The sequence below is a fragment of the Mesorhizobium sanjuanii genome, assembly GCF_002529485.1.
Lineage (GTDB): Bacteria > Pseudomonadota > Alphaproteobacteria > Rhizobiales > Rhizobiaceae > Mesorhizobium > Mesorhizobium sanjuanii.
Map to the genome: position 1 here is coordinate 1 of NZ_NWQG01000225.1, position 21710 is coordinate 21710.

Consider the following 21710-nt stretch of genomic DNA (forward strand, 5'->3'; position numbering starts at 1 on the left):
GAACAGGGGCGGGGTGGCTTAGCGCGCGTTCTTGCGGCCAGAACCCAGTAACTCTGGAAGAGTTCGATCCCCTTTGGAAGCATGGCGCGGAACCGTCGGTGCCTAATGTATGTCGCGCAAAAGTGTGCGGCGGTTTTGCGATAACGACATGCATAAAACAAGAAACTAAAGCGTGTCGCATGAGACCGGTCGAACGCGACGCGCTTAGACAAACCTCAAGGCGCCGTTGCGTCGAAATCGATCGCAAATCCCGCGCCGATCGCACTTCGCGCAATGAGATCGCCAAGTTCCCAATCCGTGAGTTCGCAAAATGGAAACATTTTCCTTACGACGCGGCTGACCTCGGATATCGAAACGCTCGGGTGGTCGACATTGTCGATCAAGTAGCGGACGATCGCCAGGCGAACGTCCGACAAGGTAGGCGTCTGCGCGAGCGCGGGCATCTCCGGCCTTACGAAAGGAGCCGTGGTTCTGTGCCCTCGGCCGCCGTTACGTCGAAAGCGACGGGCACGCCGTGAGTGACGCATGCCGCCGCCAGCATCTCCTCCAACTCGCGGTCGGTTGCGATGCAAGCCGGCATGAGCGTTCGGATGGCGCGGATTGCCTGTGCGATGGAGAGAAAGTGTGCCTTGCCCCTGGAGAGAACATAGGCTTCGGCGGCTCTTTCAACCGTGACTGTCTGAAAGGCACTGGCCATCGAGAAGTTCCTCCCTGAAACCCTGACCAAACATGATTTACGGCCAACACGCGGCGGCCTTCAAGATTATGTCTGAAAGCGGACAATCAGGCGGAGGCCAGACCGAAATAGCACTGCTCCTCCTCGCCGTAAGCGCCATGGGTCAGCTTTATCATCCCGGCGCGGTCGACAATGGTGATCTCGCCCCGCTTGGCGTGAACCAGCCCCCTATATTCAAGCATTTGCAAGGCGGTGGTAACGCCGGGACGCCGGGCGCCAAGCATGGTCGCCAGGAATTCATGTGTCAGATAGATCTTGTTTCCTTCAGCGCGGTCGTGGACCATCAGCAGCCAGCGTGCCAGCCGTTCCTCGATTTTCGAATGGCCGTTGACCAATGCGGTCCGGGACAACTGAACAAAAAACGCGTGGGCATAGCGAAGCAGTGACACGCGAAGGGACAGGCTTTCTGAAATCGCAGAACGGAGATTTTCAACCGGCAGGCTCCAGCCTTTGCTGGCGACCTGGATATAGGTTTCATTGGGAGACCTGTCCTGGCCGAGTATGACTGCCACCCCCGTCATACCGTCGTAACCGATGATGCCGACTTCGCTTTGCCGGCCTCCGGTCATGGTGGCGACCACCGAAGCGATACCCGCTTCTGGAAAATACACCTGCTCGATCGGCTGACACGGGATTTCCAGCTGGGCTTTGATGCCCAGTTCGACCTGACGCAGGGCTGGCCGCAAAAGCGCGAAATCCTCCGGGGAGAGGGCTTTCAATACCTGGTTGCGAAAAAGAGTTTGGGGCATGGCTCCCTCCCAAACGGGCAAGAGCACGTACCCTCTTACTGTCGGCTGCATCCGAAGCGCTGGCGGCCGATATACAAGCATAGGCTTAAATGCGCAGTTGGCAAAGCCCGCCGCGCAGAAGCCGCGTTTCCTCACAAGTCGGGGCGGAGGTGGTTTGCCAGCAAACCGGTAAGAGCGTTTCGAACCGCCACCGGCGAACAGTGCTATCAATGACTCCCGCCAGGCGGCAACAGCCTGAAATCCGGCAATTCCCGCAAGCCCAGTTCCGGCCCGGCCGGAGAATAGACAACGAAGAGCTGCATGGGCCCGTCGCCTGTGTTCAGCGTCGAATGGAAGCGGCTTTCCGGCACATAGATGGTGCAGCCGGGGCCGACCTTTTCGACCACCGGATTGCCTTTCTCGTCCTCGACCATCTGTTCGCCATGGCCGGAGATGACGAAGATGATCTCCTCCGCGCCCGGATGGTTGTGACGTGTGTGGCCCTTGCCGGAGGGCAGGTCGACGACGCCGCCGGAAAAGCGCTCCGCACCATTCACTTCGGGCGCCACCGTCAGCGAGAGCTTGCCCCAGTCGAAGCCGAAGGCGCTGACGTCCTTCGGATAGACAAACACCTTGCTCTTGTCCGTCATCGTCTCAACCCTTCTTTTTCTTCGCAGTCGTTTTGGCAGCAAGCGTCACGGCCTTGAAATCGGCGGTCTGCCGGGCGATCGCCGCTTCCGCCGGCAGCCGCTCCATCGAACTCGCGCCATAGAAGCCATGCAGGCCCTTGCAGCGGTCAAGGATGTAGCGGGCATCGTCCGGCATAGAGATCGGGCCGCCGTGACAAAGCAGGATGATATCCTTGCGCACCGAGCGGGCGGCGGCGGCGATGGCTTCGATCTCCCGCACGCAATCGTCCAGCGACTTGGCCGAGGTCGCGCCGATCGAACCGCCCGTCGTCACGCCCATATGGGCGACGACGATGTCGGCGCCGGCCGTGGTCATGGCGCGCGCCTCATCCGGATTGAACACATAGGGCGTGGTCAGGAGATCGAGCTTGTGCGCCTCGGCGATCATGTCGACCTCGAGCCCGAAACCCATGCCGGTCTCCTCGAAGCTCAGCCGCATCTGGCCGTCGAACAGGCCGATGGTGGGAAAGTTCTGCACGCCGGAAAAGCCCATCGTCTTCAGTTCGGCCAGCAACAGCGGCATGATGACGAAAGGGTCGGTGCCATTGACGCCGGCCAGCACCGGCGTCTTCTTCACGACCGGCAGCACCTCATAGGCCATTTCCTTGACGATCTCATTGGCATTGCCATAGGCGAGCAGGCCAGCGGCGGAGCCGCGCCCGGCCATGCGGTAGCGGCCGGAATTATAAATGATGATGAGATCGATGCCGCCGGCCTCCTCGGCCTTGGCCGAGAGACCGGTGCCGGCGCCGCCGCCGACAATCGGCACGCCGTCGGCGATCATCTTGCGGAATTTTTCCAGGATCTTCTTGCGCGGTATGGCGGTCATGCTTGTCAGGTCTCACTTGCTGGCGATGTCGAGGAAAGCCGCAACTGCAGCCTTGGCGAACTCGGGGTCGTTGATGTGCAGCGGCAGGCGGGTCACGCGCCGTGTCGCGTTCGGTTTGATCGTGCGCTCGATGGCTTCGAACAGCGCGGCATCGGCTTCCGGATCGAAGAAGGCGCCGCCTTCGATGTCGAGCGCCGAGACGCCTTTTTCGGGGATGAGGAAGCTGACCGGGCCCTCGCAGCGGCCCAGTCGCTCGCCGATCCATTCGCCGATTGCGCGGCATTCCTGCGGCGTCGTGCGCATCAGCGTCACGTTCGGATTGTGCTCGTAGAATAGCCGCCCGCGATAGCGTTCCGGGATGGTCGGCGGCGCCCAGAAATTGACCATGTCGAGCGCGCCGACCGAACCGACATAGGGCAGTCCAGTGCGGGCAATGGCGCCGAAGCGATCCTCGGTCGCCGGCAGCACACCGCCGAACAGGAGATCGCAGACTTCCGTCGTGGTGATATCGATGACGCCGGACAGCATCCCGCTGTCGGCGAGCTTTTCCATCGCGCGGCCGCCGGTGCCGGTGGCGTGGAAGACCATGCAGTCATAGGTAGAGCGCAACTCGTCGGCGATGGCCGTCACGCATGGCGTGGTGACGCCGAACATGGTGAGGCCCAGCGCGGGCTTGCCATCGGGTGGTGGCGCAGGGTTCGCCGCCATGCCTGATATCGCCTGGGCGGCATTGTGCAGCACGACTCGCGACAGCCGGTTCAAGCCAGCCATGTCGGTCACCGAGGGCATCATGATGATGTCGGAGACGTCGACATAAGGCGCGGTATCGCCCGAGGCGAGCGTCGAGACCATGATCTTGGGCAGGCCGAGCGGCAGCGTGCGCATGCCTGAAGTGATGATCGAGGTGCCGCCGCCGCCACCAATGCCGATCATGCCTGCGATGTCGGCGCGCGACTGCGCGAACCGGGCGAAGGCGATGGCCATGGCCGCGACCGCGGTGCCGCGGTCATCGATGCCGAGCACGGCAGGGCTGCCGTCAGGATGGTGGCCGGCGACGTCTTCGGCCGAGACATCGACCGGTACGGTGGCAGCGCGCGTGCCGACGTCGACACGGACGACAGTGGCGCCGGTAGCGGTGATCGCGTCGGCCAGGAAGGCGAGTTCCTCGCCCTTGGTATCGGCAGTGCCCACCACGTAGATGCGCTTCATCGCGTTTCCCGCTCCCTGGCGCGCTCGGCGTCGCTGCCTGCCGCTCCTTTGCCCAGCCGCGAAGGCCATTGCAATTTTTTGAGACGCGCGTATCGTATTGATATGAAAGTCTCACGTCAACAAGGGGTGAACGACGATGCCGATCAAAGCGGCGGCCGAGGGGCCGAGCGCGGCGCCCGGGCACGTACAAGGCGATTGATGCTGGAGACGGCGACCAGACTGATGCAGGACGGCGTAACGCCCTCGGTCAGCGAGGTCGCGGAGGCGGCGGAAGTTTCCCGCGCGACTGCCTATCGCTACTTCCCAAGTCAGGCGGCACTGGTGCAGGCGGTGGTCGACGAGGGGCTCGGGCCGATCCTCACCTGGCAATCGAGCTCCACCGATTCCGAGCGCCGGGTCGCCGAACTGTTCGAGACGGCGATGCCGCGCATCGAGGCCTTCGAGGCGACGTTCAAGGCGGCGCTGAAACTGTCGCTCGACCAGTGGGCTCGTCGGCAGGCAGGCACGCTGGGCGGCGAGCCGGCCTTCACGCGCGGCCACCGCGTCGACCTCCTGAAGGATGCGATCGCGCCACTCAAGCAACGGCTGCCGCCGCGCGAATTCAAGCGCCTGGCGCAGGCCTTGTCGCTGATGTTCGGCGTCGAGGTGCTTATCGTGCTGAAGGATATATGGGGGCTGGACAGCCGCAAGATGATGTCGGTCGCGCAATGGGCGGCCGGCGCTCTGGTGCGGGCGGCGGTGGCGGAATCGATGAGCGAAGGAGACGGAATTGCGCCGGCAACGGCTGCGGAGTAGCCTCAATCTGGTTCGACCAGATTCGAATGCCGGCTACTCACAATAGTTGCAATGCCAGGGCCGAAACAAGACCCTTGTATATCAAGGAGTAGGAAAATCGAGAGAAAACAGGCAGATAATGCAGCAATCCGCTTGCAAGGCTGTTGGCGATCGTCCAAGAAAGAGCTTGACGCGCGTCCGGAATTGGTAATACCAGATCAGGACTGACAAAGCGGATCGAAAGTGAAGGCTGAGATCCATTTCGGACTGGGCGAGGGGGCTCAAAATCGGAATGGCGCCATCACGGGAGGAACTACCAGGGCCGACCTCGCAGCCGGCTCGCATGACAAGGTAGAATGCGCACAAGGGAGGAAATCATTATGCGCAAGACAATGACCAGCATGCTTGCTGGTATCGGCTTAGTGCTCGCCTGCGGAACGTCCGTCTACGCGCAGGACAAGGAACTGACCATATTCTGGGCTGAATGGGATCCGGCGAACTATTTGCAGGAACTCGTCAACCTTTACGAGGCCGAGACCGGCGTGAAGGTCACGGTCGAAACCACGCCTTGGTCCGACTTCCAGACCAAGGCATTCACCGAGTTCAATGCCAAGGGCAGCGCCTACGACATGGTGGTCGGCGACTCGCAGTGGATCGGCGCGGCCTCCGAGGCGGGCCACTATGTCGACCTCACCGACTTCTTCAACAAGCACAATCTGAAGGAGGTGATGGCGCCGGCGACGGTCAAGTACTATGCCGAATATCCGTCGGACTCCGGCAAGTACTGGTCGATCCCGGCCGAGGGCGACGCGGTCGGCTGGTCCTATCGCAAGGACTGGTTCGAAGACCCGAAGGAGATGGAAGCCTTCAAGGCCAAGTATGGCTACGATCTCGGCGTGCCGAAGGATTTCAAGGCGTTGCGCGACATCGCCGAATTCTTCCATCGTCCCGACGAGAAGCGCTACGGCATCGCCATCTACACCGATAACTCGTATGACGCTCTGGTTATGGGCGTCGAGAACGCCATCTTCTCATTCGGCGGCGAACTTGGCGACTATGCCACTTACAAGGTCGACGGGATCATCAACTCCGAGCAGAACGTCAAGGCGCTCGAGGCCTACAAGGAACTTTATTCCTTCACCCCTCCTGGTTGGGCCAAGAGCTTCTTCATCGAGGACAACCAGGCGATCACCGAGAACCTGGCCGCGATGAGCATGAACTACTTCGCCTTCTTCCCGGCGCTCATCAACGAAGCCTCGAACCCGAATGCCAAGAACACCGGCTTCTTCGCCAATCCTCCAGGACCGAACGGCGACCAGTTCGCCGCGCTCGGCGGCCAAGGCATCTCCGTCATCTCCTATTCCGACAATCAGGAAGAGGCGATGAAGTTCCTGGAATGGTTCATCAAGGACGAGACGCAGAAGAAATGGGCGGAACTCGGCGGCTACACGGCAAGCGCCAAGGTGCTCGAGTCGCCTGAATTCCAGAACGCCACGCCCTACAACAAGGCCTTCTACGAAACCATGTTCAAGGTGAAGGACTTCTGGGCGACGCCGGAATATGCCGAGTTGCTCATCCAGATGAACCAGCGCGTCTATCCGTATATCACCGGCAATCAGGGCTCGGCCAAGGAAGTGCTCGATTCACTCGCGGCGGACTGGAACGCGACGTTCAAGAAATACAACCGCGTGAAGTAAACGACACTAACGCTCGGAGGGGGCGGGAGCCGCCCCTTCCGTTTTCTTTTCCGGACAAGGAAGGAACGGGCCTTGGCCACTGCAGTCATGACCACGCTGGATCCCAATTCGCGCTCCGCCGCCCGCGGCATGAGCGATCTCACGATCCGCAATCTCTTCATCATTCCGACGATCGTTTTCCTGATCGTCTTCAACATCTTTCCGCTGATCTATTCGCTCGGCTATTCGTTCACCGACTTTCGCGCGTCGAGCCCGGCGGCGGCCAATTTCGTCGGACTGCAGAATTACCGCGAACTGCTCAACGACCCGTTCATCTGGTCGAATTTCGCCATCACCGCCAAATATGTCATCGTCTCGGTGGTCGGCCAGGTCATCGTCGGCTTCGGCGTGGCGTTGCTGCTCAATCGCGATATCCCGCTGAAGGGCCTGCTGACGACGCTGCTGCTGTTGCCAATGATGCTGTCGATGGCTGTCGTCGGCCTGTTCTGGAAACTGCTCTACGATCCGTCCTTCGGCATCATCAACTATACGCTCGGCCTGGGCTCCTTCGAGTGGCTGTCCAACCCCGACATGGCGCTCTACGCGGTTGCCATCACCGACATCTGGATGTGGTCCCCCTTCGTGATGCTGCTGTCGCTTGCCGGCCTGTCGGCAGTGCCGAAGCACCTCTACGAGGCGGCCGCGATCGACCGCGCCGGCTCGTTCTATACCTTCTTTCGCATTACGCTGCCCTTGGTCGCGCCGATCCTGATGATCGCGGTCATCTTCCGCACCATGGAGGCGTTCAAGACGTTCGATCTCGCCTACATCCTGACCAGCCAGCCAACCACCGAGGTGATCTCGATCCGGCTCTACAAGATGGCGTTCCAGGAATGGCAGACCGGGCGCTCCTGCGCGCTTGCCTACATCGTGCTGATCATGATCCTGGCGATCACCAACATCTACGTCAAATACCTGAACAAGGTGAAGGAGCGCTAGAATGGCCGCTGTCACCACCTCTACCGAGCGTTCGCTCAATAAGCTCGCCATCGTCGGTGTGCTGATCATCACGATGATCTTCCTGGCGCCGATTTACTGGATAGCCTCGACGGCGTTCAAGCCGCGCAACCTTGCGACCACCATTCCACCAACGGTGGTGTTCCAGCCCGAGATATCGCCCTTCGTGAAGCTCTTCACCAAGCGGTCGCAGTTGCGCACCGCGCCGACGCCGGAACAATACGCCGCCGCCCCGTGGTGGGAGCGGCTGGTGTTCGACGGCGGCGAGAAGGTGGTGCGCTCGGGCAGGGGCGAGGTGCAGTGGTCGGGTTATCCGAGCCGCTTCATGAACTCGCTGATCGTGGCCATCACCTCGACGATCCTCGCCGTCGGCATGGGCACCTTCACGGCTTACGGATTCTCGCGCTTCAAGATCAAGGGGGAACAGGACCTGCTCTTCTTCATCCTGTCGACGCGCATGCTGCCGCCGGTGGTGGTGGCGATCCCGATGTTCCTGATGTACCGGGTCGTGGGCCTCAACGACACGCATTGGGGCCTGATCATACTCTACACCGCCTTCAACCTCAGCTTTTCCGTATGGCTGATGAAGGGGTTCATGGACGAGATTCCGAGGGAGTACGAGGAGGCGGCCCTGGTCGACGGCTACACGCGCATGGAGGCCTTCTTCAAGATCGTGCTGCCGGAAGCGGCCACCGGCATCGCCGCCACCGCCGTGTTCTGCTTCATCACGGCGTGGAACGAATATGCTTTCGCGCTGATCATGACCAACCGACGCGCCCAGACGGCACCGCCCTTCATCCCCAGCCAGGTCGGTTCCGGCCTGCCGGACTGGACGGTGATTGCCGCCGGAACCTTCCTGTTCCTGCTGCCGGTCGCGATCTTCACCTTCCTGCTCCGCAAACACCTCTTGCGCGGCATGTCCTTTGGAGCGATCCGCAAATGATCCGCCATGCTACAATCCAGCGCACGGCCGAGATCGTGATGGTGTTAGGCATCATCGCGCTCTGCCAGCCGTGGAATTTCTTCCTGCACCGCTACGGGCTGACGATCATCATCGTCGGACTGCTGACCTTCATGATCACCGGTTGGGTCGGTCCAAGGCAGAAACCGCAGGCGACCGGCGCGCTGGAAAAAGAAGGCCACGCATGACCCAGATCGAGCTACGTGGCGTCCAGAAATTCTTTGGCGCCGTTCAGGTCATCAAGGACCTCAATCTCAAGATCGCCGACAATGAGTTTATCGTGCTGCTCGGCCAGTCGGGCTGCGGCAAGACGACGACACTTCGCGCCGTTGCCGGGCTGGAGACGATCGACGGGGGCGATATCCTTATCGACGGCAAGCCGGTCCAGCATCTCAAGGCGGCCGACCGCGACATCGCCATGGTCTTCCAATCGTTCTCGCTCTATCCGCATATGAGCGTCTACGAGAACATCGCCTTTCCACTCAGGGCCACGCGCCAGAGCAAGGCCGAGATCGACCAGGAAGTGCGCTCGGTCGCCAAGACGCTGCAGATATCGGATCTGCTGGCGAAGAAGCCGTCGGCATTGTCGGGCGGCGACATGCAGCGCGTCGCCATCGGCCGGGCATTGGTGCGGCGTCCCAAGGCGATGCTGATGGACGAGCCGATCGGGGCACTCGACGCCAAGCTGCGCGAGGAGATGCGGGCCGAGATCAAGCGGTTGCACATCAAGCAGGGCTCGACCACCATCTATGTCACCCACGACCAGATCGAGGCAATGAGCCTCGCGGACCGCATCGTCATAATGCATGAAGGCGTGCTGCAGCAGGTCGGTTCGCCGGACGAGGTCTATTCGCGGCCGGCCAATCTGTTCGTTGCGCAGTTCGTCGGCAGCCCGGTGATGAACGTCGCCGACGCGGCGGTGGCGGAAAAAGCCTCGTCTGCCTCGGTGACGGTCGGCGGCGCAGCCACCGGCTTCGAATTCCCGGGCGCGTTGCTATCGAAGCTCAACGGCCATGCCAGCGACAAACTTGCGCTCGGTATCCGCCCGGAAGGCGTCATCGTTCGCCGCGAAGCCGCCGATGGCTTCTTGCCGGTCGAGGCGCAGATCGTCGAGCCGCTCGGATCCTTCGACATCGTCGACCTCAAGGTCGGCTCCCAGATGCTGCGCGCCCGCACCAAGAGCGGTTTTATCAGCGGGCCAGGCGTGAAGGTCTTTGCCAGGATCGATCCCGCCCAAACGCATTTCTTCGACAAGGCGAGCGGCAAGTCGCTGGGGGTGAGACTCTGATGGCCCATATCCAGCTCAAGAACATCTCGAAGACATTCGGCAATCACACCGCATTGACCGGGCTCAATCTCGACATTGGCGACGGCGAGTTCTTCGTGCTGCTCGGCGAGACGGGCGCCGGCAAGACGACAACGCTGCGCATGATCGCCGGCCTGGAGAAGCCGACGGAGGGCCAAGTGTTCATCGATGGCGTCGATGTCGCCGACTGGGGCGCCGCCGAGCGCGACGTGGCGCTGGTTCTGCAGCAATATTCGCTCTATCCGCGCTACACGGTACGCCAAAACCTCGAATTTCCGCTGAAGCCGAAGATCCGCCGGCTGCCCGATGCCGAGATCAAGGATCGTGTCGATCGTGCCGCCCGGACGCTGCGGATAGAACATCTGCTCGACCGCAAGACCGACCGTCTCTCGGGGGGCGAGATGCAGCGCGTGTCCATCGGCCGCGCCATCGTACGCAAGCCGCGCGTGTTCCTTATGGACGAGCCGCTGTCGGCGCTCGATGCCAAATTGCGTGAGGCGCTGCGCACCGAGCTGAAGAACCTGCAGATGCAGCTCGGCGCGACCTTCCTGTTCGTGACGCACGACCAGATCGAGGCGATGTCGATGGGTGACAAGGTTGGCGTGCTCAACCATGGCCGCATCGTCCAGACCGGCACGCCGTATGAGATCTACAACAATCCGCGCGACACCTATGTGGCCAGCTTCGTCGGCTCGCCGCCAATGAACCTTGTCGACGGCAAGCTCGTCAATGGCCGCGCGGTGATGGCGCCGTTGAATTTCGAACTACCGCTTCCGGGGGGAGCCAGGACGAGTGGCGCGACCGACGGTCGCCCCCTCGTCTTCGGTATTCGTCCCGAGGACCTCTATCTCGAGAGCGGGGCGCCGGTGGAGGCCCGCATCCACGATGTCGAAAATCATGGCGTCGAGAAGATCCTGACTCTGCGGGTCGGCGACGCCATGCTGCGCGCCACGGTGCCGGCGAGGACCGATGTCGAGATCGAGCAGCCGGTGCGCTTTGCCTGGGACCCGGACAAGGTGGTGCTGTTCGACAAGGGCAGCGGCATCAGCCTGCGTCACGCGGGATAAGGCGGGCATCCATTACTTCTGCAGATAGGTCTCGTAAGGCGTGTCGTTGATCAGCAGGATCACGCACTCGGTGTCCGAGAGGCACGCGTCGTCATGCATCTCATTGGCTTTCTGGGTCCAGTAGGATCCGGGAGGGAGCTCGACCTTGGTGGCCTCGCCACCGTCCATTTGCCAATGCGCCCATAGCCCCTGAATGACCACGGCGCGATAGTCGGCGGTGTGCGCGTGAACCGGTGCGCGCCAGTTGCCGGGGACCTTCAGCAGCGTGCCCGCGGGGCCGTTGGCTCGATCGCCCCACAGCGCACCGAGCCGGTGCGGCTGGTCGGGCACTTCAGCGACATAGGGGATCTTGCCGGCCGGCAGGTAGCTGTCTTCAAGAGCTAATGCCTGCCCGGGAACAAAGGACAGGGCGGCGAACGCAAGCAGTAGAGAATGATTGGCCATAGCGGGTTCCTCCGCTTGCCAGATTATTCGCGAGACGTCGCCGGGCAATGACGCGCCGTCCAAAAGACTTGGCAATTCCTCCGGCCTTAAATTAGGACGCGTCGTCGCCGGTGTTGCGCAGATGGCTCGGCGCCACGCCGATGACCCGCTTGAACGCGCGGCTGAAAGAGGCTTCCGAATCATAGCCCAGTTTCGCCGCCGCCACGGAGACCCTCATCCCGTCGCGGGCCAGCCATTGGCGGGCATGATGCATGCGCACGCGCAGCACATATTTGGCGGGCGTCTCGCCGACCACCGTGGCGAAGCGCTGGGCAAAGGCGGAGCGTGAGGCCCCCATCATCCGGGCCAGGGCTTCGACCGTCCATTCGCGTTCCGGCTGCAAATGAATGGCGGCCAGCACCTTGCCGACATCGGGATTTCTGACTGCCTCGATCCATCCGGTCGCGTCGCCGCAGCCATTCTCCACCCAGGAGCGAATGATCGTCGCCGCCAGCACGTCGGCGAGGCGCGCCAGAATGCCGCCTGATCCGACCCGATCCATCGTCACTTCGCCGGCCATCGCATCAAGCAGATGCTGGATGCCCGGCGCATTCGCCATCAGCCTATGCGCCTGCATCAAGTCCGGCATCATGTCGAGCAACGGGTGCGAGCCGTCGAGGTTGAAATGCATGCTGCCGCAGAACAGCAGGGTCTTGGGGCCCCCGCACTCGTTCGAAACGTCGTAGATGTTCTCGCAGACCGGTTCGATCGTGTAGCGGCCGATCGGCACCGGAGGCACGCCCGGCGCGCTGGCCAGCACATGCTCGTCGCCGCGCGGGATCAGGAGCGCGTCGCCCACCGACAGCTCGACCCATTCCTTCGCCGGGGAAAACAGCCAGCAGCCCTGCTGGCCAATGAAGTGAAACCGTGCCGCCTTCTGAGCCGGGAAGGACACTGCCCAGGGTGCTCCCAACACGCAGCGGCCATAGTCGACGCCATCAAGACGAAGGCCACGCAGCATGTCGGTCAGCGGATCGCCAGAGGTCGCCAGCGCTATTTTGGACGAATTGTAGTTCATTTCGGATTTTCTAGCATGGAAACTCCAGGCAGTCACTCCCTATGTTGCACTGCAGCCAAATGTTGCGCCGCAACCAAGCCGGACTGAGAGCACGCCCGTTGAAGCATGTATCGGGTGGAGCCTGAGCCGGTCATTTCCTATGTGGCGCTGCAACCAGACCGGAGATCCCACCATGACCGAACCCGCCACAGTCATCATCGACGCCGCTGTTCTCGACGCCTCCGAATCCGAAGAACGAGCCGAGCCGGCCTGGGGCGCGGTGGTATCGCTGGCGCTTGGCGTGTTCGGGCTCGTGACGGCAGAATTCCTTCCCGCCAGCCTGCTGACGCGGCTGGCGCAGGATCTCGGCATCACCGAAGGCGCTGCGGGGCAAGCGGTCACGGCAACGGCAGTGGTTGGCGCGATCGCGGCGCCAACCATGGCCATAGTCACCAAGCGGCTGGACCGCAGGCTTGTCATGTGGGGGCTGACGGTGCTGCTTATCGTCTCGAACCTGCTCGCGGCCTTCGCATCGTCGCTTCCCGTGCTTCTGGCCGCCCGCGTCGTGCTTGGCGTCGCCCTTGGCGGTTTCTGGTCGATGTCGGCGGCGATGGCCATGCGGCTCGTGCCGATGCGGTTGATGCCGCGCGCCATGTCGATCATCCTCACCGGCGTTTCGGTCGCCACTGTCACCGCAGCCCCGGTTGGCGCCTATGTCGGCGACGTCTGGGGATGGCGCACCGCCTTCATGATCGCAGCCGTGGTCGGCGCCCTGGCGCTCCTGGTACAGATCGCCACCATTCCTCGCTTGCCACCGGCTGGCGTGGCCAGTTTTCGCACCTTGCTGGAGGTGTTGAAGCGATCGACGATCAGGGCGGCACTTCTGGTGGTGCTGCTGGTGGCCTCGGGACACTTTGCCGGCTTCACCTATGTCCGGCCATTTCTCGAGAAGGTGCCGGCGCTGGACATCGAGACGATCTCGCTGGTGCTGCTCGCCTATGGCATCGGTGGGTTCTTCGGCAATTTCGCCGGCGGCTTCATGGCCGAGCGCAACCTCAAGGCAGCCGTCGGTCTGGCGCCGCTGCTGATTGCATTGTCAGCGCTGCTGCTGCTCGTTCTCGGTGCCTCGCCAGTGGTGGCGGCAGTGGCGGTCGCGGCCTGGGGTTTTGCCTTCGGCGCGGTGCCGGTCGGGCTGCAGACCTGGCTCGTGCGCGCCGCTCCAGACCAGGCCGAGAGCGCCGGCGGGCTGATGGTCGCGACGTTCCAGGTGGCGATCGCGCTGGGCGCCGTCTTCGGTGGCCTGCTGGTCGATCATGCCGGCGTGGCCAGCGCCTTCGCCTATTGCGGCATCGCGACACTGCTGGCGGCCCTGGCGACGTTCCTGATAGGCCCGAAGTCCGAAAGAGCCTAGGCCGAGCGGCCGTCGAAATCGAAAACCTCCACCGCGGCAAGGTCGAGGCCGTCCAGACAATTGATGTTGACATAAGCGCTTCGCTCACTCCCTTCGCCGACATCCTCGGCGAAGGGATGGATGCCGCAGGTGCGGCAGAAACGATGCGCGATGCCGCCCTTGCCGAACGTGTACCGGCCGAGATCATCGCCCCAAGCCAGCAGCCGCAATTTCTGATACGGCACAGCCCACAACAGCGCGCCCTTGCGAGAGCAGATCGAGCAGTTGCAGCGCACGGCTCCGCCAAGCTCGCCCTCCACCTCGAATGCCACTTTGCCGCAATGGCAGCTGCCTCTGTAGTGCATCGGATTTCCTCTTTCGTCGCTTCGACAGGTGCAAACTCGTCCCCGCCGGGTTATGCCTTTCGCGCACGCCAGACATTGGCCGCTGCCTGAAAGACGTTCAAGGCGTCCGGAGTCCGACACCGAAAATGCAATCCGCCCGCGATCGCCTCGAAGCCGTCCTTTCACGCCTCGCCGCGCGTGCGGACGATGAACGCGTCTTCGTAAAGCTCTATGCCGAAGCAGCACGAGCCGCGGCCGACGCCAGCGATGGGCGCAAGCGGGCAGGAGTGAGGCTCGGCCCACTCGATGGCACCATCGTCTCGATCAAGGATCTGTTCGATGTCGCTGGCGAGCCGACCACCGCCGGTTCGCTGCTGCTGGCCACCACGGCGCCGGCGGTGCGGGACGCCGTCATCGTCAGCCGGCTGCGGCAGGCGGGCGCAGTGATCCTCGGCAAGACCAACATGACCGAGTTCGCCTTCACCGCGATCGGCGACAACCAGCACTACGGCACACCTGGCAACGCGGTCGATGCCAGCCTGATCCCGGGCGGCTCGTCCTCCGGCGCCGGCGTTTCGGCCGGCGAGGCCACCAGCGACATCGCCATTGGCTCCGATACTGGCGGCTCGGTGCGCATACCAGCCTCGCTCAACGGTGTCGTCGGCTTCAAGCCGACGGCGCGGCGCGTGCCCCTCAGTGGCGCTTTCCCGCTCTCCGCCACGCTGGACTCCATCGGCCCGCTCGCCCGCTCCGTCGCCGAATGTGCCGCGGCCGACGCGGCGATGGCGGGCGAGGAACCTGCAGCGCTTGTATCGCTTGTACTTGCCGGGCTTCGTGTCGGCATCCCGCGCGGCCTGCTTTTCGAAGACACCGAAAGCGAGGTCGCCACGGCATTCGATCGCTGCCTTGCCAAGATCGCGCGGACAGGCGCGCACCTGGCGGACCTGTCGATCGACGACCTGCTTGCCGATCTGCGCGCGGCCACCAAGCGTGGTTCGATCGCGGCGATGGAAGGCGCCGAGATTCATGCCGACTGGCTGGCGACGGGCGCATCGGTGCCCGTCGACCCATGGGTGAGCGAGCCACTGTCGCGAGCCGCCACAATACCGACGCCGGTTTACATCAGGGCACTGCGCCGTCGCACAGCACTTTGCGCCGCCATGGACGAGCGGCTGGCATCGGTCGATGTGCTGGCGCTGCCAACCACGCCGGTGACGGCGCCGACCATCGTTTCGATGGCCGAGAATGCCGATCTGCGTGAACGCATTGAGGGCTTATTGCTGCGCAACACGCAGGTCGCCAACCAGTTCGACCTCTGCGCGATCTCGCTGCCAATGCCCGGCATGACGCTGCAGGCCGGCTTGATGCTGGTGGCACGCAACGGCCACGACCACCATCTGCTGCGGATCGCTGCGGAAATTGAAGCGTTGCTTGGCTGTTGATTAGTCGGCTGATGATGTGAGGGGTCAGCGCGATGAACAGTGGCCGCGTTCGCTGTCCCTGGCCGCGCGTTCGATGCCGGTCGCGACCAGCCAGGGCAGCGTGTGTTGTCTGCCGTTGAAGGTCCGGGTCCGGGTTTCGATGGAGCCGACGATGACGAGCTTGCCGGCGTAGAGCCTGTCGGAAAGCGCCTTGTCCTCCTGCGGCAAGCGATCGATGTCGATCGACACGCCCTTGACAACCTTGCCGGTGGCGAGATCAAGCGCGCTGTTCGACGGGCAGGGGGCCATGACGCAGCGCAGGCCGTTGTCGCAATAGACATAACTGCTCTTGGCCGCAGCGAGCGCGGGCAATGCGCAGGTCAAACAAGCGGCAACGGTCAGAAGAGCGAGGCGAAGACCGGACATGGTTGCAACGTCGCGGAGAATTGGGGCGAAACCGGCGATGCGTTATGTGTCGGCCGGAAAGCGCCGGCGGTAGTGCTCGACCACTTCGGGATTGCGCAGATTGACCGGCAATTTGTTGGCCAGCACCAGCAAGGCCTCGGCCGCCGCGCCGGTGCCCATGCGCATCATCGATTGCTCGGTGATCCCCGCCATGTGCGGGGTGACGATGACATTGTCGAAGCTGAAATAGGGATGATCTGGCGGCAGCGGCTGCGTCGCAAAGACGTCGAGCGCGGCGCCGCCGATACGGCCCTTTTTCAGCGCTTCGATCAGTGCGTCATCGTCGATCACAGGTCCGCGCGAAACATTGATCATCAGGGCATCCGGCTTCATCCGGGAGATGCGCTCGCGGTTGATCAGGCCACGCGTCTCCGGTGTCAGCGGGCAGCACAGAACGATGATGTCGCTCTGTTCGATCAGCACATCGATCGACAGCAAGCCGACCCGGTCCGGCGCCGGCCGCACGCTGCGCGTCGCCGCCACCACGTTGAGGCCGAAGCCATGTGCCGCGATATGGCCGACCGCCTGGCCGATGGCGCCGAGGCCGACAATGCCGATCGTCTTGCCGGAGAGTTCGCTGGCCACCACGGTGTGCTCGCGACCGGCCAGCCAGCCCTTCGTCCGCAAGTCACGATCCAGCACGCGGAAACGCCGAAGCAGCGCCAGGGCCGCGAACATAATGTATTCGGCGACGGACCGCGCATTCACGCCCGGCACGTTCGCCACCAGCACGCCGGCGGCGGCGGCCGCTTCCATCGGGACCATGTCGAGGCCGGCGCCGTGGCGGATCGCGGCCCTGAGCTTCTTAGCCCCTTCGAAGAGCGCTGCTGGCAGCGGGGCGCGAACGATGATGACATCGGCGTCGCGCGCCTCGGCGGCCAGCGTGGCGGCGTCGAGGGCGGAGGCGACAACGAGGTCACCGGCGCCGGTCAGCATGGCGGAAGCGCGCGGGTGCAACGTGTGCGTCGACAGAATCCTGGGCATGTCAGACCTGTTCCAGCGCCGGGCTCTGAGGTTCCGTCCCGCCGCCTTCGATCAGGCCCTTCCAGTAGCTTTCCGCACCTTGCAGATGGGCGCTCATCAGCGCCTGAGCGAGGTTGCCGTCGCGGCGCAGCAGCGCCTCGTAGATCTGGATGTGCTCGCCATGCGAGCGCAGGCTGCGCTCGGGATCGTTGAAATAGATCGGCAGCCGCTGCTGGCCCATCATGTAGTAGACGCTGCACACATTGTGAAAGACGCTGTTCTTGGTCGCCCGCACGATCTCGAGGTGAAACTCGCGGTCCTCCTTGGCGAGGCCTTCGCCGGCCGCAATGCGCTCCTCCGAAGCTTTCAGAATCTCGCGCAGCCGCTCGAAATTCTCCTCCGTGGCGCGCGAGCAGGCCAACTCCGCTGCCTTGATCTCGTGTATCTTGCGCAATTCGACCGTTTCATAGATCCGCACCGGATCGAGCGGCAGGCCGGCCCGTGCGAACAGTGCCATCGCCTCGACGCTGGCCTGCTTGGTGTCGATATAGATGCCGGATTTGGCGCGGCGCTCGACGATGCGCATGGCCTCGAGGATGGCCAGCGCCTCGCGGATCTGGCCGCGGCTGACGGCGAAATGCTCGGCCAGTTCACGCTCCGACGGCGTCCGGCCCGTCCCCTTGTCGGAGTGGGAGAACAGATAAGCGGCGAGCTCTGCCAGAAGGTTCTTTTCTTTCATTGTCAACTGCGTTGCGCGTGCGCCTCCAGGAACCGCTCTGAAATGGTGAACCCCAGTCCAGGTTTCTCGGGGATCGCTATCATACCGTCCTTTGCTTCGACAGTCTCCTCGACCAGGTCGTGGATCATCGGGTTGGCGCCGAGCGAGTATTCCACGGTGAAGCTCGCCGGAGAGGCGGCGCAGACATGGAGCCCGGCAAAGAAGCAAGGCGCCCCGGCCCACAGATGCGGTGCGAAGCGCAGATTGAAGGCGCTGGCGATGGTGCCGATCTTCATCGCCTCGCTGATGCCGCCGCAGAAGGCGGGGTCCGGCTGGAAGATATCGGCCGCCTTGAGCGTGGCGAGGTCGCGGAACGCGTAGCGCGTCGCTTCGCTTTCGCCGGTGGCGATCGGGATGGAGCCGGAGGCCCGCACCTCGGCCATGCCTGGTTTGTCGTCGGCGATGACGGGTTCCTCGAACCAGGCCAGATCGAGATCGCCGGCGAGATGGATAAAGCGTTTGGCTTCCGCCACTGTATAGGTGCCATGCGCATCGACCATCAGGTCGACTGCCGGGCCAAGTGTCTGTCTTGCGGCGCGGGCGCGGGCAGCGGAAATGTGCGGAGCGCCGTCCATGGCGCCGACCCGCATCTTCAGCGCCTTGAAGCCGCCCTTGGCGATGTAGGACTTCAATTGGTCGCCGATCGCCTCGCTGGAGGCCCAGCCGCCGGAAGCGTAGGCCGGCATGCGGTCAAGCTTACGGCCGCCAAGCAGCCGCCAGACCGGGACCCCGAGCGACTTGCCCAGAATGTCCCACAGCGCGATGTCAACGGCGCTGATGGCGGCGACGCTGACGCCGCGCCGCGCCAGTTGCGGCATGGCGTGGCCGGCACATGCAGCGGTGTCGTGGCGCACGCCGTTGTAGAGCCTCTCCCAGATTACCCCGATGTCGGCCGGGTCGCTGCCGATCAGTTGCGGCCCGATTTCGTGGTTCAGCATGTGGACGAGGGCGCCATAGCTGCCGGCGCTACCGGCGGCATTCTTGCCTTCACCCCAGCCGACCAGCCCGTCGTCAGTCTCGATGCGCAGGATGGCGGCGTCGAACGTCGTCACCTGACCGAAGTCGCTGCGATGCTGCTTCGCGGCTTCGATCGGTACGCGGACCCACCAGGCTTGGACCGTCTTAACCCGCATTTCTCGCACTCCATGCGGCCTGCGTCGCACTTTCGGCGCGGCAGATACGGTGTCGGGCGGTGAAGAGCGTATCGAGACATACGGTCGAGCCGCCCGACACTGTAGATGCCCGCCGAAAGGCGACCCGAGAGGGCCGGTTGAAGAAGCCGGCAGGGGGTGTCGCCGCGCTTGCGCGATGGAGCCGCATCGCTCTTCGCGCGGCTCCTACCCTGCCGGCTTCTTGAACCGGCGCAGGCCACATGGAGTGTGAGAAAGGCGGGTTAGTGCGCATGTTCATCCCCGGCCCCACCGCCGGCGGGCGGAAGGGCTCATTCCCAATCGGATCAGCTACTTGATCAGCGGCAGCAGCGTTTCGGCGGTGATGCGCATCTGGTCGGTGTAGAATTTCTCGGTCAGCACGCTGGAGCCGTGATCCTGGATGAATTTCAGCTGTTCGGGCGAAATGTCGACCGGGTGGCGCTCGACCATGTCGGGATAGGGTGCGGCCGGCGTGCGGTCGACAGGGGCGACGAACTCATTGGTCAGCGCGCCGTCATAGCCGACCTCCTTCAGCGTCGCCACGATCTTCGGCCAGTCGATCTGGCCGAGGCCGGCGGCGAAGCGGTTATTGTCGGCGACGTGGAAGTCGAACAGGCGTTTTCCCACCTTACGGATGGCGTCATAGACGTTAAATTCTTCCATGTGGATGTGGTAGGCGTCGAGGCAGACGCCGCATTCGGGGCTTACCGCGTCGGCCAAGGCGAGGGCCTGGGCGCCGCGGTTGAACAGATAGGTCTCGAAGCGGTTGAGCGGCTCGACCGCGATCTTGACGCCGACCTGCTTGGCATGAGTGAAGCATTCCCTGGTGGCGTCGACCACCCATTTCCACTCCTCCTCCTCGGTGCCGTCCGGCACCACCTTACCGACGGTCGCGGGAACCAGCGTGATGATCTCGCCATCGAGTTCGCTGACCATGGTCAGCACGTCCTTGACATACTGCACCGAGCGTTCGCGCTGGCCCTGGTCCTTGGCGGCGAGGTTGCGCTCGCCCAGCATCAGCGTCACCGCGCCCCAGCAGCGAATGCCGTGCTCCTTCAGGAGCGCACGCGTTTCCTTGGTCTTGTACTGTTCGGGTTCGCCGGAAATCTCAATCGACTCGTAGCCGAATTTCTTGATGCGCTTGAGCGTCGTCTCCAACGGCTCAGCCCGCATCCAGTTGTGCGTCGAAAGATGCATGGTCTATCCTTCCCAGAAATCGCCCGTCACGTTTTCCGCGTCCGTCCTCCAGCGAGGTCCGCCGCATGTTTCCTCCCCAGGGGCGCTCCAGTGCTTTTTGACGAACTGGTTCGACCAATTGGGCTGTATGGCAGGTCTACAGCAAATTCCCCTGGACGGCAAGAAGTCGCGTACCGCAACCCGTCTCGCCGGTTACTACGTTGAATATATTACCATATTTTTGCATTTTGTGATGATTGACGGCGCTTCCGAAGCAGGTCCTGCCGCTTGACCATTCGGCCATATTTGGTAATACCAGAATGGCGACACCAACAAGTGTCTTCGAGAAAACACCAAACGGGCTGGCCCCACTTCCAATCGGCGCTATGCTTGGTCATGTAAACAATGAGGGAGGATGCCGATGCCGTCGACGATGAAGGGTCCAGGTCTGTTCCTGGCGCAGTTCGCGGGCGACGCCGCACCGTTCAATTCGCTGGCTTCGATCACCAAATGGGCGGCCGGATTGGGCTACAAGGGCGTGCAGATCCCGACCTGGGACAGCCGGCTGTTCGATCTCGAGAAAGCAGCGTCTTCCCAGGTCTATTGCGACGAGGTGAAGGGCATCTGTGCCGACGCCGGTGTCGAGATCACCGAACTGTCGACGCATTTGCAGGGGCAGTTGGTGGCGGTGCATCCGGCCTATGACGCGCAGTTCGACGGCTTCGCGCCGCCCGCGGTGCACAACAACCCGAAAGCCAGGCAGAAATGGGCAGTCGAACAGATGCAGTTCGCTGCCAAGGCTTCGAAAAATCTCGGGCTCAAGGCATCGGTGTCCTTTTGCGGTGCGTTGGCCTTTCCTTACCTTTACCCTTGGCCGCAACGGCCGGCGGGATTGATCGAGGAGGCGTTTTCAGAACTGGGAAAGCGCTGGAAGCCGATCCTCGACGTCTATGAGGACAATGGCGTCGACGTTGGTTACGAGATCCATCCGGGCGAGGACGTGTTCGACGGCGCGACCTTCGAGATGTTCCTCGATGCAGTTGGCGGCCACAAGCGCTGCAACATCAACTACGATCCGTCGCATTTCCTGCTGCAGCAGCTCGACTATCTCGAATTCATCGACATCTACCATGAGCGGATCAAGGCGTTCCACGTCAAGGACGCGGAGTTCAACCCGACCGGCAGGCAAGGCGTCTATTCCGGCTACCAGAGCTGGACCAACCGGGCCGGGCGTTTCCGCTCGCTCGGCGACGGTCAGGTGGATTTCGGCGGCATCTTCTCCAAGCTCGCCCAGTATGACTACGATTCCTGGGCGGTGCTGGAATGGGAATGCTGCCTCAAGCATCCCGAGGACGGGGCCGCCGAAGGCGCTCCGTTCATCCAGCACCACATTATCAGGGTGACGGAAAAGGCATTCGACGATTTCGCCGGCGGCGCGACCGACAAGAAGGCGCTGCGCGCCATGATGGGAATTTGATCGGCCCTAAGGCAAGGCAATCGCATATGGCTAGCGAAGGCTTCCGCTTTACGAATACCCCCACCCCTAACCC

General features: G+C 62.9%; 24 protein-coding genes. 10 read left to right on the forward strand and 14 right to left on the reverse strand.

From position 1 onward, the window contains the following. Positions 1 to 215: 215 nt before the first annotated feature. The 6 genes from CN311_RS33090 to CN311_RS27760 form a co-directional block, all read right to left on the reverse strand. Positions 216 to 383 (reverse strand): hypothetical protein, encoded by a 168-nt coding sequence (locus tag CN311_RS33090; RefSeq protein WP_245440976.1) that lies wholly within the window; start codon positions 381 to 383, stop codon positions 216 to 218. A 68-nt stretch (positions 384 to 451) separates the two neighbouring features. Beyond that, on the reverse strand, positions 452 to 697 hold the full coding sequence (locus CN311_RS27740; protein ID WP_097576827.1) for a hypothetical protein: 246 nt from the start codon (positions 695 to 697) through the stop codon (positions 452 to 454). 86 nt (positions 698 to 783) lie between these two features. Further along, positions 784 to 1485 (reverse strand): Crp/Fnr family transcriptional regulator, encoded by a 702-nt coding sequence (locus tag CN311_RS27745; protein WP_097576828.1) that lies wholly within the window; start codon positions 1483 to 1485, stop codon positions 784 to 786. 206 nt (positions 1486 to 1691) lie between these two features. Further along, entirely contained in the window at positions 1692 to 2114 is a 423-nt protein-coding gene (locus tag CN311_RS27750; protein ID WP_097576829.1) for a cupin domain-containing protein, read from the reverse strand. A 4-nt stretch (positions 2115 to 2118) separates the two neighbouring features. Beyond that, positions 2119 to 2982, reverse strand: a complete 864-nt coding sequence (locus CN311_RS27755; RefSeq protein WP_097576830.1) for a phosphoenolpyruvate hydrolase family protein — start codon at positions 2980 to 2982, stop codon at positions 2119 to 2121. Between the two features lie 12 nt (positions 2983 to 2994). After that, positions 2995 to 4191, reverse strand: coding sequence for a Tm-1-like ATP-binding domain-containing protein (locus tag CN311_RS27760; RefSeq protein ID WP_097576831.1), 1197 nt, complete (start codon positions 4189 to 4191; stop codon positions 2995 to 2997). Positions 4192 to 4293: 102 nt separating this feature from the next. Between CN311_RS27760 and CN311_RS27765 the strand changes: the two genes are divergently transcribed. The 7 genes from CN311_RS27765 (at position 4294) to CN311_RS27795 (ending at position 10992) form a co-directional block, all read left to right on the forward strand. Next, complete coding sequence (locus CN311_RS27765; RefSeq protein WP_097576832.1) at positions 4294 to 4986, forward strand: TetR/AcrR family transcriptional regulator; 693 nt, start codon at positions 4294 to 4296, stop codon at positions 4984 to 4986. Positions 4987 to 5345: 359 nt separating this feature from the next. After that, positions 5346 to 6662 carry an extracellular solute-binding protein gene (locus CN311_RS27770; RefSeq protein WP_097576833.1) on the forward strand — a complete coding sequence of 439 codons (1317 nt, stop codon included), beginning with the start codon at positions 5346 to 5348 and terminating at the stop codon, positions 6660 to 6662. A 72-nt stretch (positions 6663 to 6734) separates the two neighbouring features. Next, on the forward strand, positions 6735 to 7640 hold the full coding sequence (locus tag CN311_RS27775) for a carbohydrate ABC transporter permease (RefSeq protein WP_008874205.1): 906 nt from the start codon (positions 6735 to 6737) through the stop codon (positions 7638 to 7640). Position 7641: 1 nt separating this feature from the next. Beyond that, on the forward strand, positions 7642 to 8601 hold the full coding sequence (locus CN311_RS27780; RefSeq protein ID WP_097576834.1) for a carbohydrate ABC transporter permease: 960 nt from the start codon (positions 7642 to 7644) through the stop codon (positions 8599 to 8601). Continuing rightward, a complete protein-coding gene (locus CN311_RS27785) occupies positions 8598 to 8807 on the forward strand; it encodes a hypothetical protein (RefSeq protein ID WP_097576835.1) in 210 nt (69 codons plus the stop codon). Before CN311_RS27780 ends, CN311_RS27785 begins: the two co-directional genes overlap by 4 nt. Continuing rightward, positions 8804 to 9907, forward strand: a complete 1104-nt coding sequence (locus CN311_RS27790; protein WP_097576836.1) for an ABC transporter ATP-binding protein — start codon at positions 8804 to 8806, stop codon at positions 9905 to 9907. Before CN311_RS27785 ends, CN311_RS27790 begins: the two co-directional genes overlap by 4 nt. Continuing rightward, positions 9907 to 10992, forward strand: coding sequence for an ABC transporter ATP-binding protein (locus tag CN311_RS27795; protein WP_097576837.1), 1086 nt, complete (start codon positions 9907 to 9909; stop codon positions 10990 to 10992). Before CN311_RS27790 ends, CN311_RS27795 begins: the two co-directional genes overlap by 1 nt. Before the next feature lie 12 nt (positions 10993 to 11004). On the opposite strand, the gene CN311_RS27800 is transcribed toward CN311_RS27795, so the two are convergent. Together CN311_RS27800 and CN311_RS27805 are read right to left on the reverse strand one after the other, a co-directional pair. Beyond that, the gene (locus CN311_RS27800; protein WP_097576838.1) at positions 11005 to 11436 is read right to left on the reverse strand and encodes a DUF4437 domain-containing protein; all 432 of its coding nucleotides are present in this window, start codon (positions 11434 to 11436) and stop codon (positions 11005 to 11007) included. Positions 11437 to 11527: 91 nt separating this feature from the next. Further along, on the reverse strand, positions 11528 to 12493 hold the full coding sequence (locus CN311_RS27805) for an AraC family transcriptional regulator (RefSeq protein WP_097576839.1): 966 nt from the start codon (positions 12491 to 12493) through the stop codon (positions 11528 to 11530). 172 nt (positions 12494 to 12665) lie between these two features. Between CN311_RS27805 and CN311_RS27810 the strand changes: the two genes are divergently transcribed. Beyond that, positions 12666 to 13883 carry an MFS transporter gene (locus tag CN311_RS27810; RefSeq protein ID WP_097576847.1) on the forward strand — a complete coding sequence of 406 codons (1218 nt, stop codon included), beginning with the start codon at positions 12666 to 12668 and terminating at the stop codon, positions 13881 to 13883. On the opposite strand, the gene CN311_RS27815 is transcribed toward CN311_RS27810, so the two are convergent. Continuing rightward, a complete protein-coding gene (locus CN311_RS27815) occupies positions 13880 to 14227 on the reverse strand; it encodes a GFA family protein (RefSeq protein WP_097576840.1) in 348 nt (115 codons plus the stop codon). The two genes, CN311_RS27810 and CN311_RS27815, sit on opposite strands and share 4 nt — an antisense overlap. 125 nt (positions 14228 to 14352) lie before the next feature. Here CN311_RS27815 and CN311_RS27820 point away from each other — a divergent pair, with 125 nt between their 5' ends. After that, complete coding sequence (locus CN311_RS27820; RefSeq protein ID WP_097576841.1) at positions 14353 to 15648, forward strand: amidase; 1296 nt, start codon at positions 14353 to 14355, stop codon at positions 15646 to 15648. Between the two features lie 24 nt (positions 15649 to 15672). Here the strand turns inward: CN311_RS27820 and CN311_RS27825 are convergent, their stop codons facing one another. The 5 genes from CN311_RS27825 to CN311_RS27845 form a co-directional block, all read right to left on the reverse strand. Beyond that, positions 15673 to 16053, reverse strand: coding sequence for a hypothetical protein (locus tag CN311_RS27825; RefSeq protein ID WP_097576842.1), 381 nt, complete (start codon positions 16051 to 16053; stop codon positions 15673 to 15675). Positions 16054 to 16095: 42 nt separating this feature from the next. Then, complete coding sequence (locus tag CN311_RS27830) at positions 16096 to 17076, reverse strand: hydroxyacid dehydrogenase (protein WP_097576843.1); 981 nt, start codon at positions 17074 to 17076, stop codon at positions 16096 to 16098. A 1-nt stretch (position 17077) separates the two neighbouring features. Further along, positions 17078 to 17794: a FadR/GntR family transcriptional regulator gene (locus CN311_RS27835; RefSeq protein WP_097576844.1), complete on the reverse strand. Its 717-nt coding sequence runs from the start codon at positions 17792 to 17794 to the stop codon at positions 17078 to 17080. A gap of 2 nt (positions 17795 to 17796) precedes the next feature. After that, positions 17797 to 18966: a mandelate racemase/muconate lactonizing enzyme family protein gene (locus CN311_RS27840; RefSeq protein WP_097576845.1), complete on the reverse strand. Its 1170-nt coding sequence runs from the start codon at positions 18964 to 18966 to the stop codon at positions 17797 to 17799. Positions 18967 to 19293: 327 nt separating this feature from the next. Beyond that, positions 19294 to 20181, reverse strand: a complete 888-nt coding sequence (locus CN311_RS27845; protein ID WP_097576846.1) for a sugar phosphate isomerase/epimerase family protein — start codon at positions 20179 to 20181, stop codon at positions 19294 to 19296. Between the two features lie 400 nt (positions 20182 to 20581). Between CN311_RS27845 and CN311_RS27850 the strand changes: the two genes are divergently transcribed. Continuing rightward, positions 20582 to 21637, forward strand: coding sequence for a sugar phosphate isomerase/epimerase family protein (locus tag CN311_RS27850; protein ID WP_097576848.1), 1056 nt, complete (start codon positions 20582 to 20584; stop codon positions 21635 to 21637). Positions 21638 to 21710: the final 73 nt, after the last annotated feature.

Bases quoted from the DNA above. Each gene is read 5' to 3' on its own strand.
- CN311_RS27740 (WP_097576827.1), bottom strand. From the start codon at position 697: ATGGCCAGTGCCTTTCAGACAGTCACGGTTGAAAGAGCCGCCGAAGCC.
- CN311_RS27745 (WP_097576828.1), bottom strand. From the start codon at position 1,485: ATGCCCCAAACTCTTTTTCGCAACCAGGTATTGAAAGCCCTCTCCCCG.
- CN311_RS27750 (WP_097576829.1), bottom strand. From the start codon at position 2,114: ATGACGGACAAGAGCAAGGTGTTTGTCTATCCGAAGGACGTCAGCGCC.
- CN311_RS27755 (WP_097576830.1), bottom strand. From the start codon at position 2,982: ATGACCGCCATACCGCGCAAGAAGATCCTGGAAAAATTCCGCAAGATG.
- CN311_RS27760 (WP_097576831.1), bottom strand. From the start codon at position 4,191: ATGAAGCGCATCTACGTGGTGGGCACTGCCGATACCAAGGGCGAGGAA.
- CN311_RS27765 (WP_097576832.1), top strand. From the start codon at position 4,294: ATGAAAGTCTCACGTCAACAAGGGGTGAACGACGATGCCGATCAAAGC.
- CN311_RS27770 (WP_097576833.1), top strand. From the start codon at position 5,346: ATGCGCAAGACAATGACCAGCATGCTTGCTGGTATCGGCTTAGTGCTC.
- CN311_RS27780 (WP_097576834.1), top strand. From the start codon at position 7,642: ATGGCCGCTGTCACCACCTCTACCGAGCGTTCGCTCAATAAGCTCGCC.
- CN311_RS27785 (WP_097576835.1), top strand. From the start codon at position 8,598: ATGATCCGCCATGCTACAATCCAGCGCACGGCCGAGATCGTGATGGTG.
- CN311_RS27790 (WP_097576836.1), top strand. From the start codon at position 8,804: ATGACCCAGATCGAGCTACGTGGCGTCCAGAAATTCTTTGGCGCCGTT.
- CN311_RS27795 (WP_097576837.1), top strand. From the start codon at position 9,907: ATGGCCCATATCCAGCTCAAGAACATCTCGAAGACATTCGGCAATCAC.
- CN311_RS27800 (WP_097576838.1), bottom strand. From the start codon at position 11,436: ATGGCCAATCATTCTCTACTGCTTGCGTTCGCCGCCCTGTCCTTTGTT.
- CN311_RS27805 (WP_097576839.1), bottom strand. From the start codon at position 12,493: ATGAACTACAATTCGTCCAAAATAGCGCTGGCGACCTCTGGCGATCCG.
- CN311_RS27810 (WP_097576847.1), top strand. From the start codon at position 12,666: ATGACCGAACCCGCCACAGTCATCATCGACGCCGCTGTTCTCGACGCC.
- CN311_RS27815 (WP_097576840.1), bottom strand. From the start codon at position 14,227: ATGCACTACAGAGGCAGCTGCCATTGCGGCAAAGTGGCATTCGAGGTG.
- CN311_RS27820 (WP_097576841.1), top strand. From the start codon at position 14,353: ATGCAATCCGCCCGCGATCGCCTCGAAGCCGTCCTTTCACGCCTCGCC.
- CN311_RS27825 (WP_097576842.1), bottom strand. From the start codon at position 16,053: ATGTCCGGTCTTCGCCTCGCTCTTCTGACCGTTGCCGCTTGTTTGACC.
- CN311_RS27830 (WP_097576843.1), bottom strand. From the start codon at position 17,076: ATGCCCAGGATTCTGTCGACGCACACGTTGCACCCGCGCGCTTCCGCC.
- CN311_RS27835 (WP_097576844.1), bottom strand. From the start codon at position 17,794: ATGAAAGAAAAGAACCTTCTGGCAGAGCTCGCCGCTTATCTGTTCTCC.
- CN311_RS27840 (WP_097576845.1), bottom strand. From the start codon at position 18,966: ATGCGGGTTAAGACGGTCCAAGCCTGGTGGGTCCGCGTACCGATCGAA.
- CN311_RS27845 (WP_097576846.1), bottom strand. From the start codon at position 20,181: ATGCATCTTTCGACGCACAACTGGATGCGGGCTGAGCCGTTGGAGACG.
- CN311_RS27850 (WP_097576848.1), top strand. From the start codon at position 20,582: ATGCCGTCGACGATGAAGGGTCCAGGTCTGTTCCTGGCGCAGTTCGCG.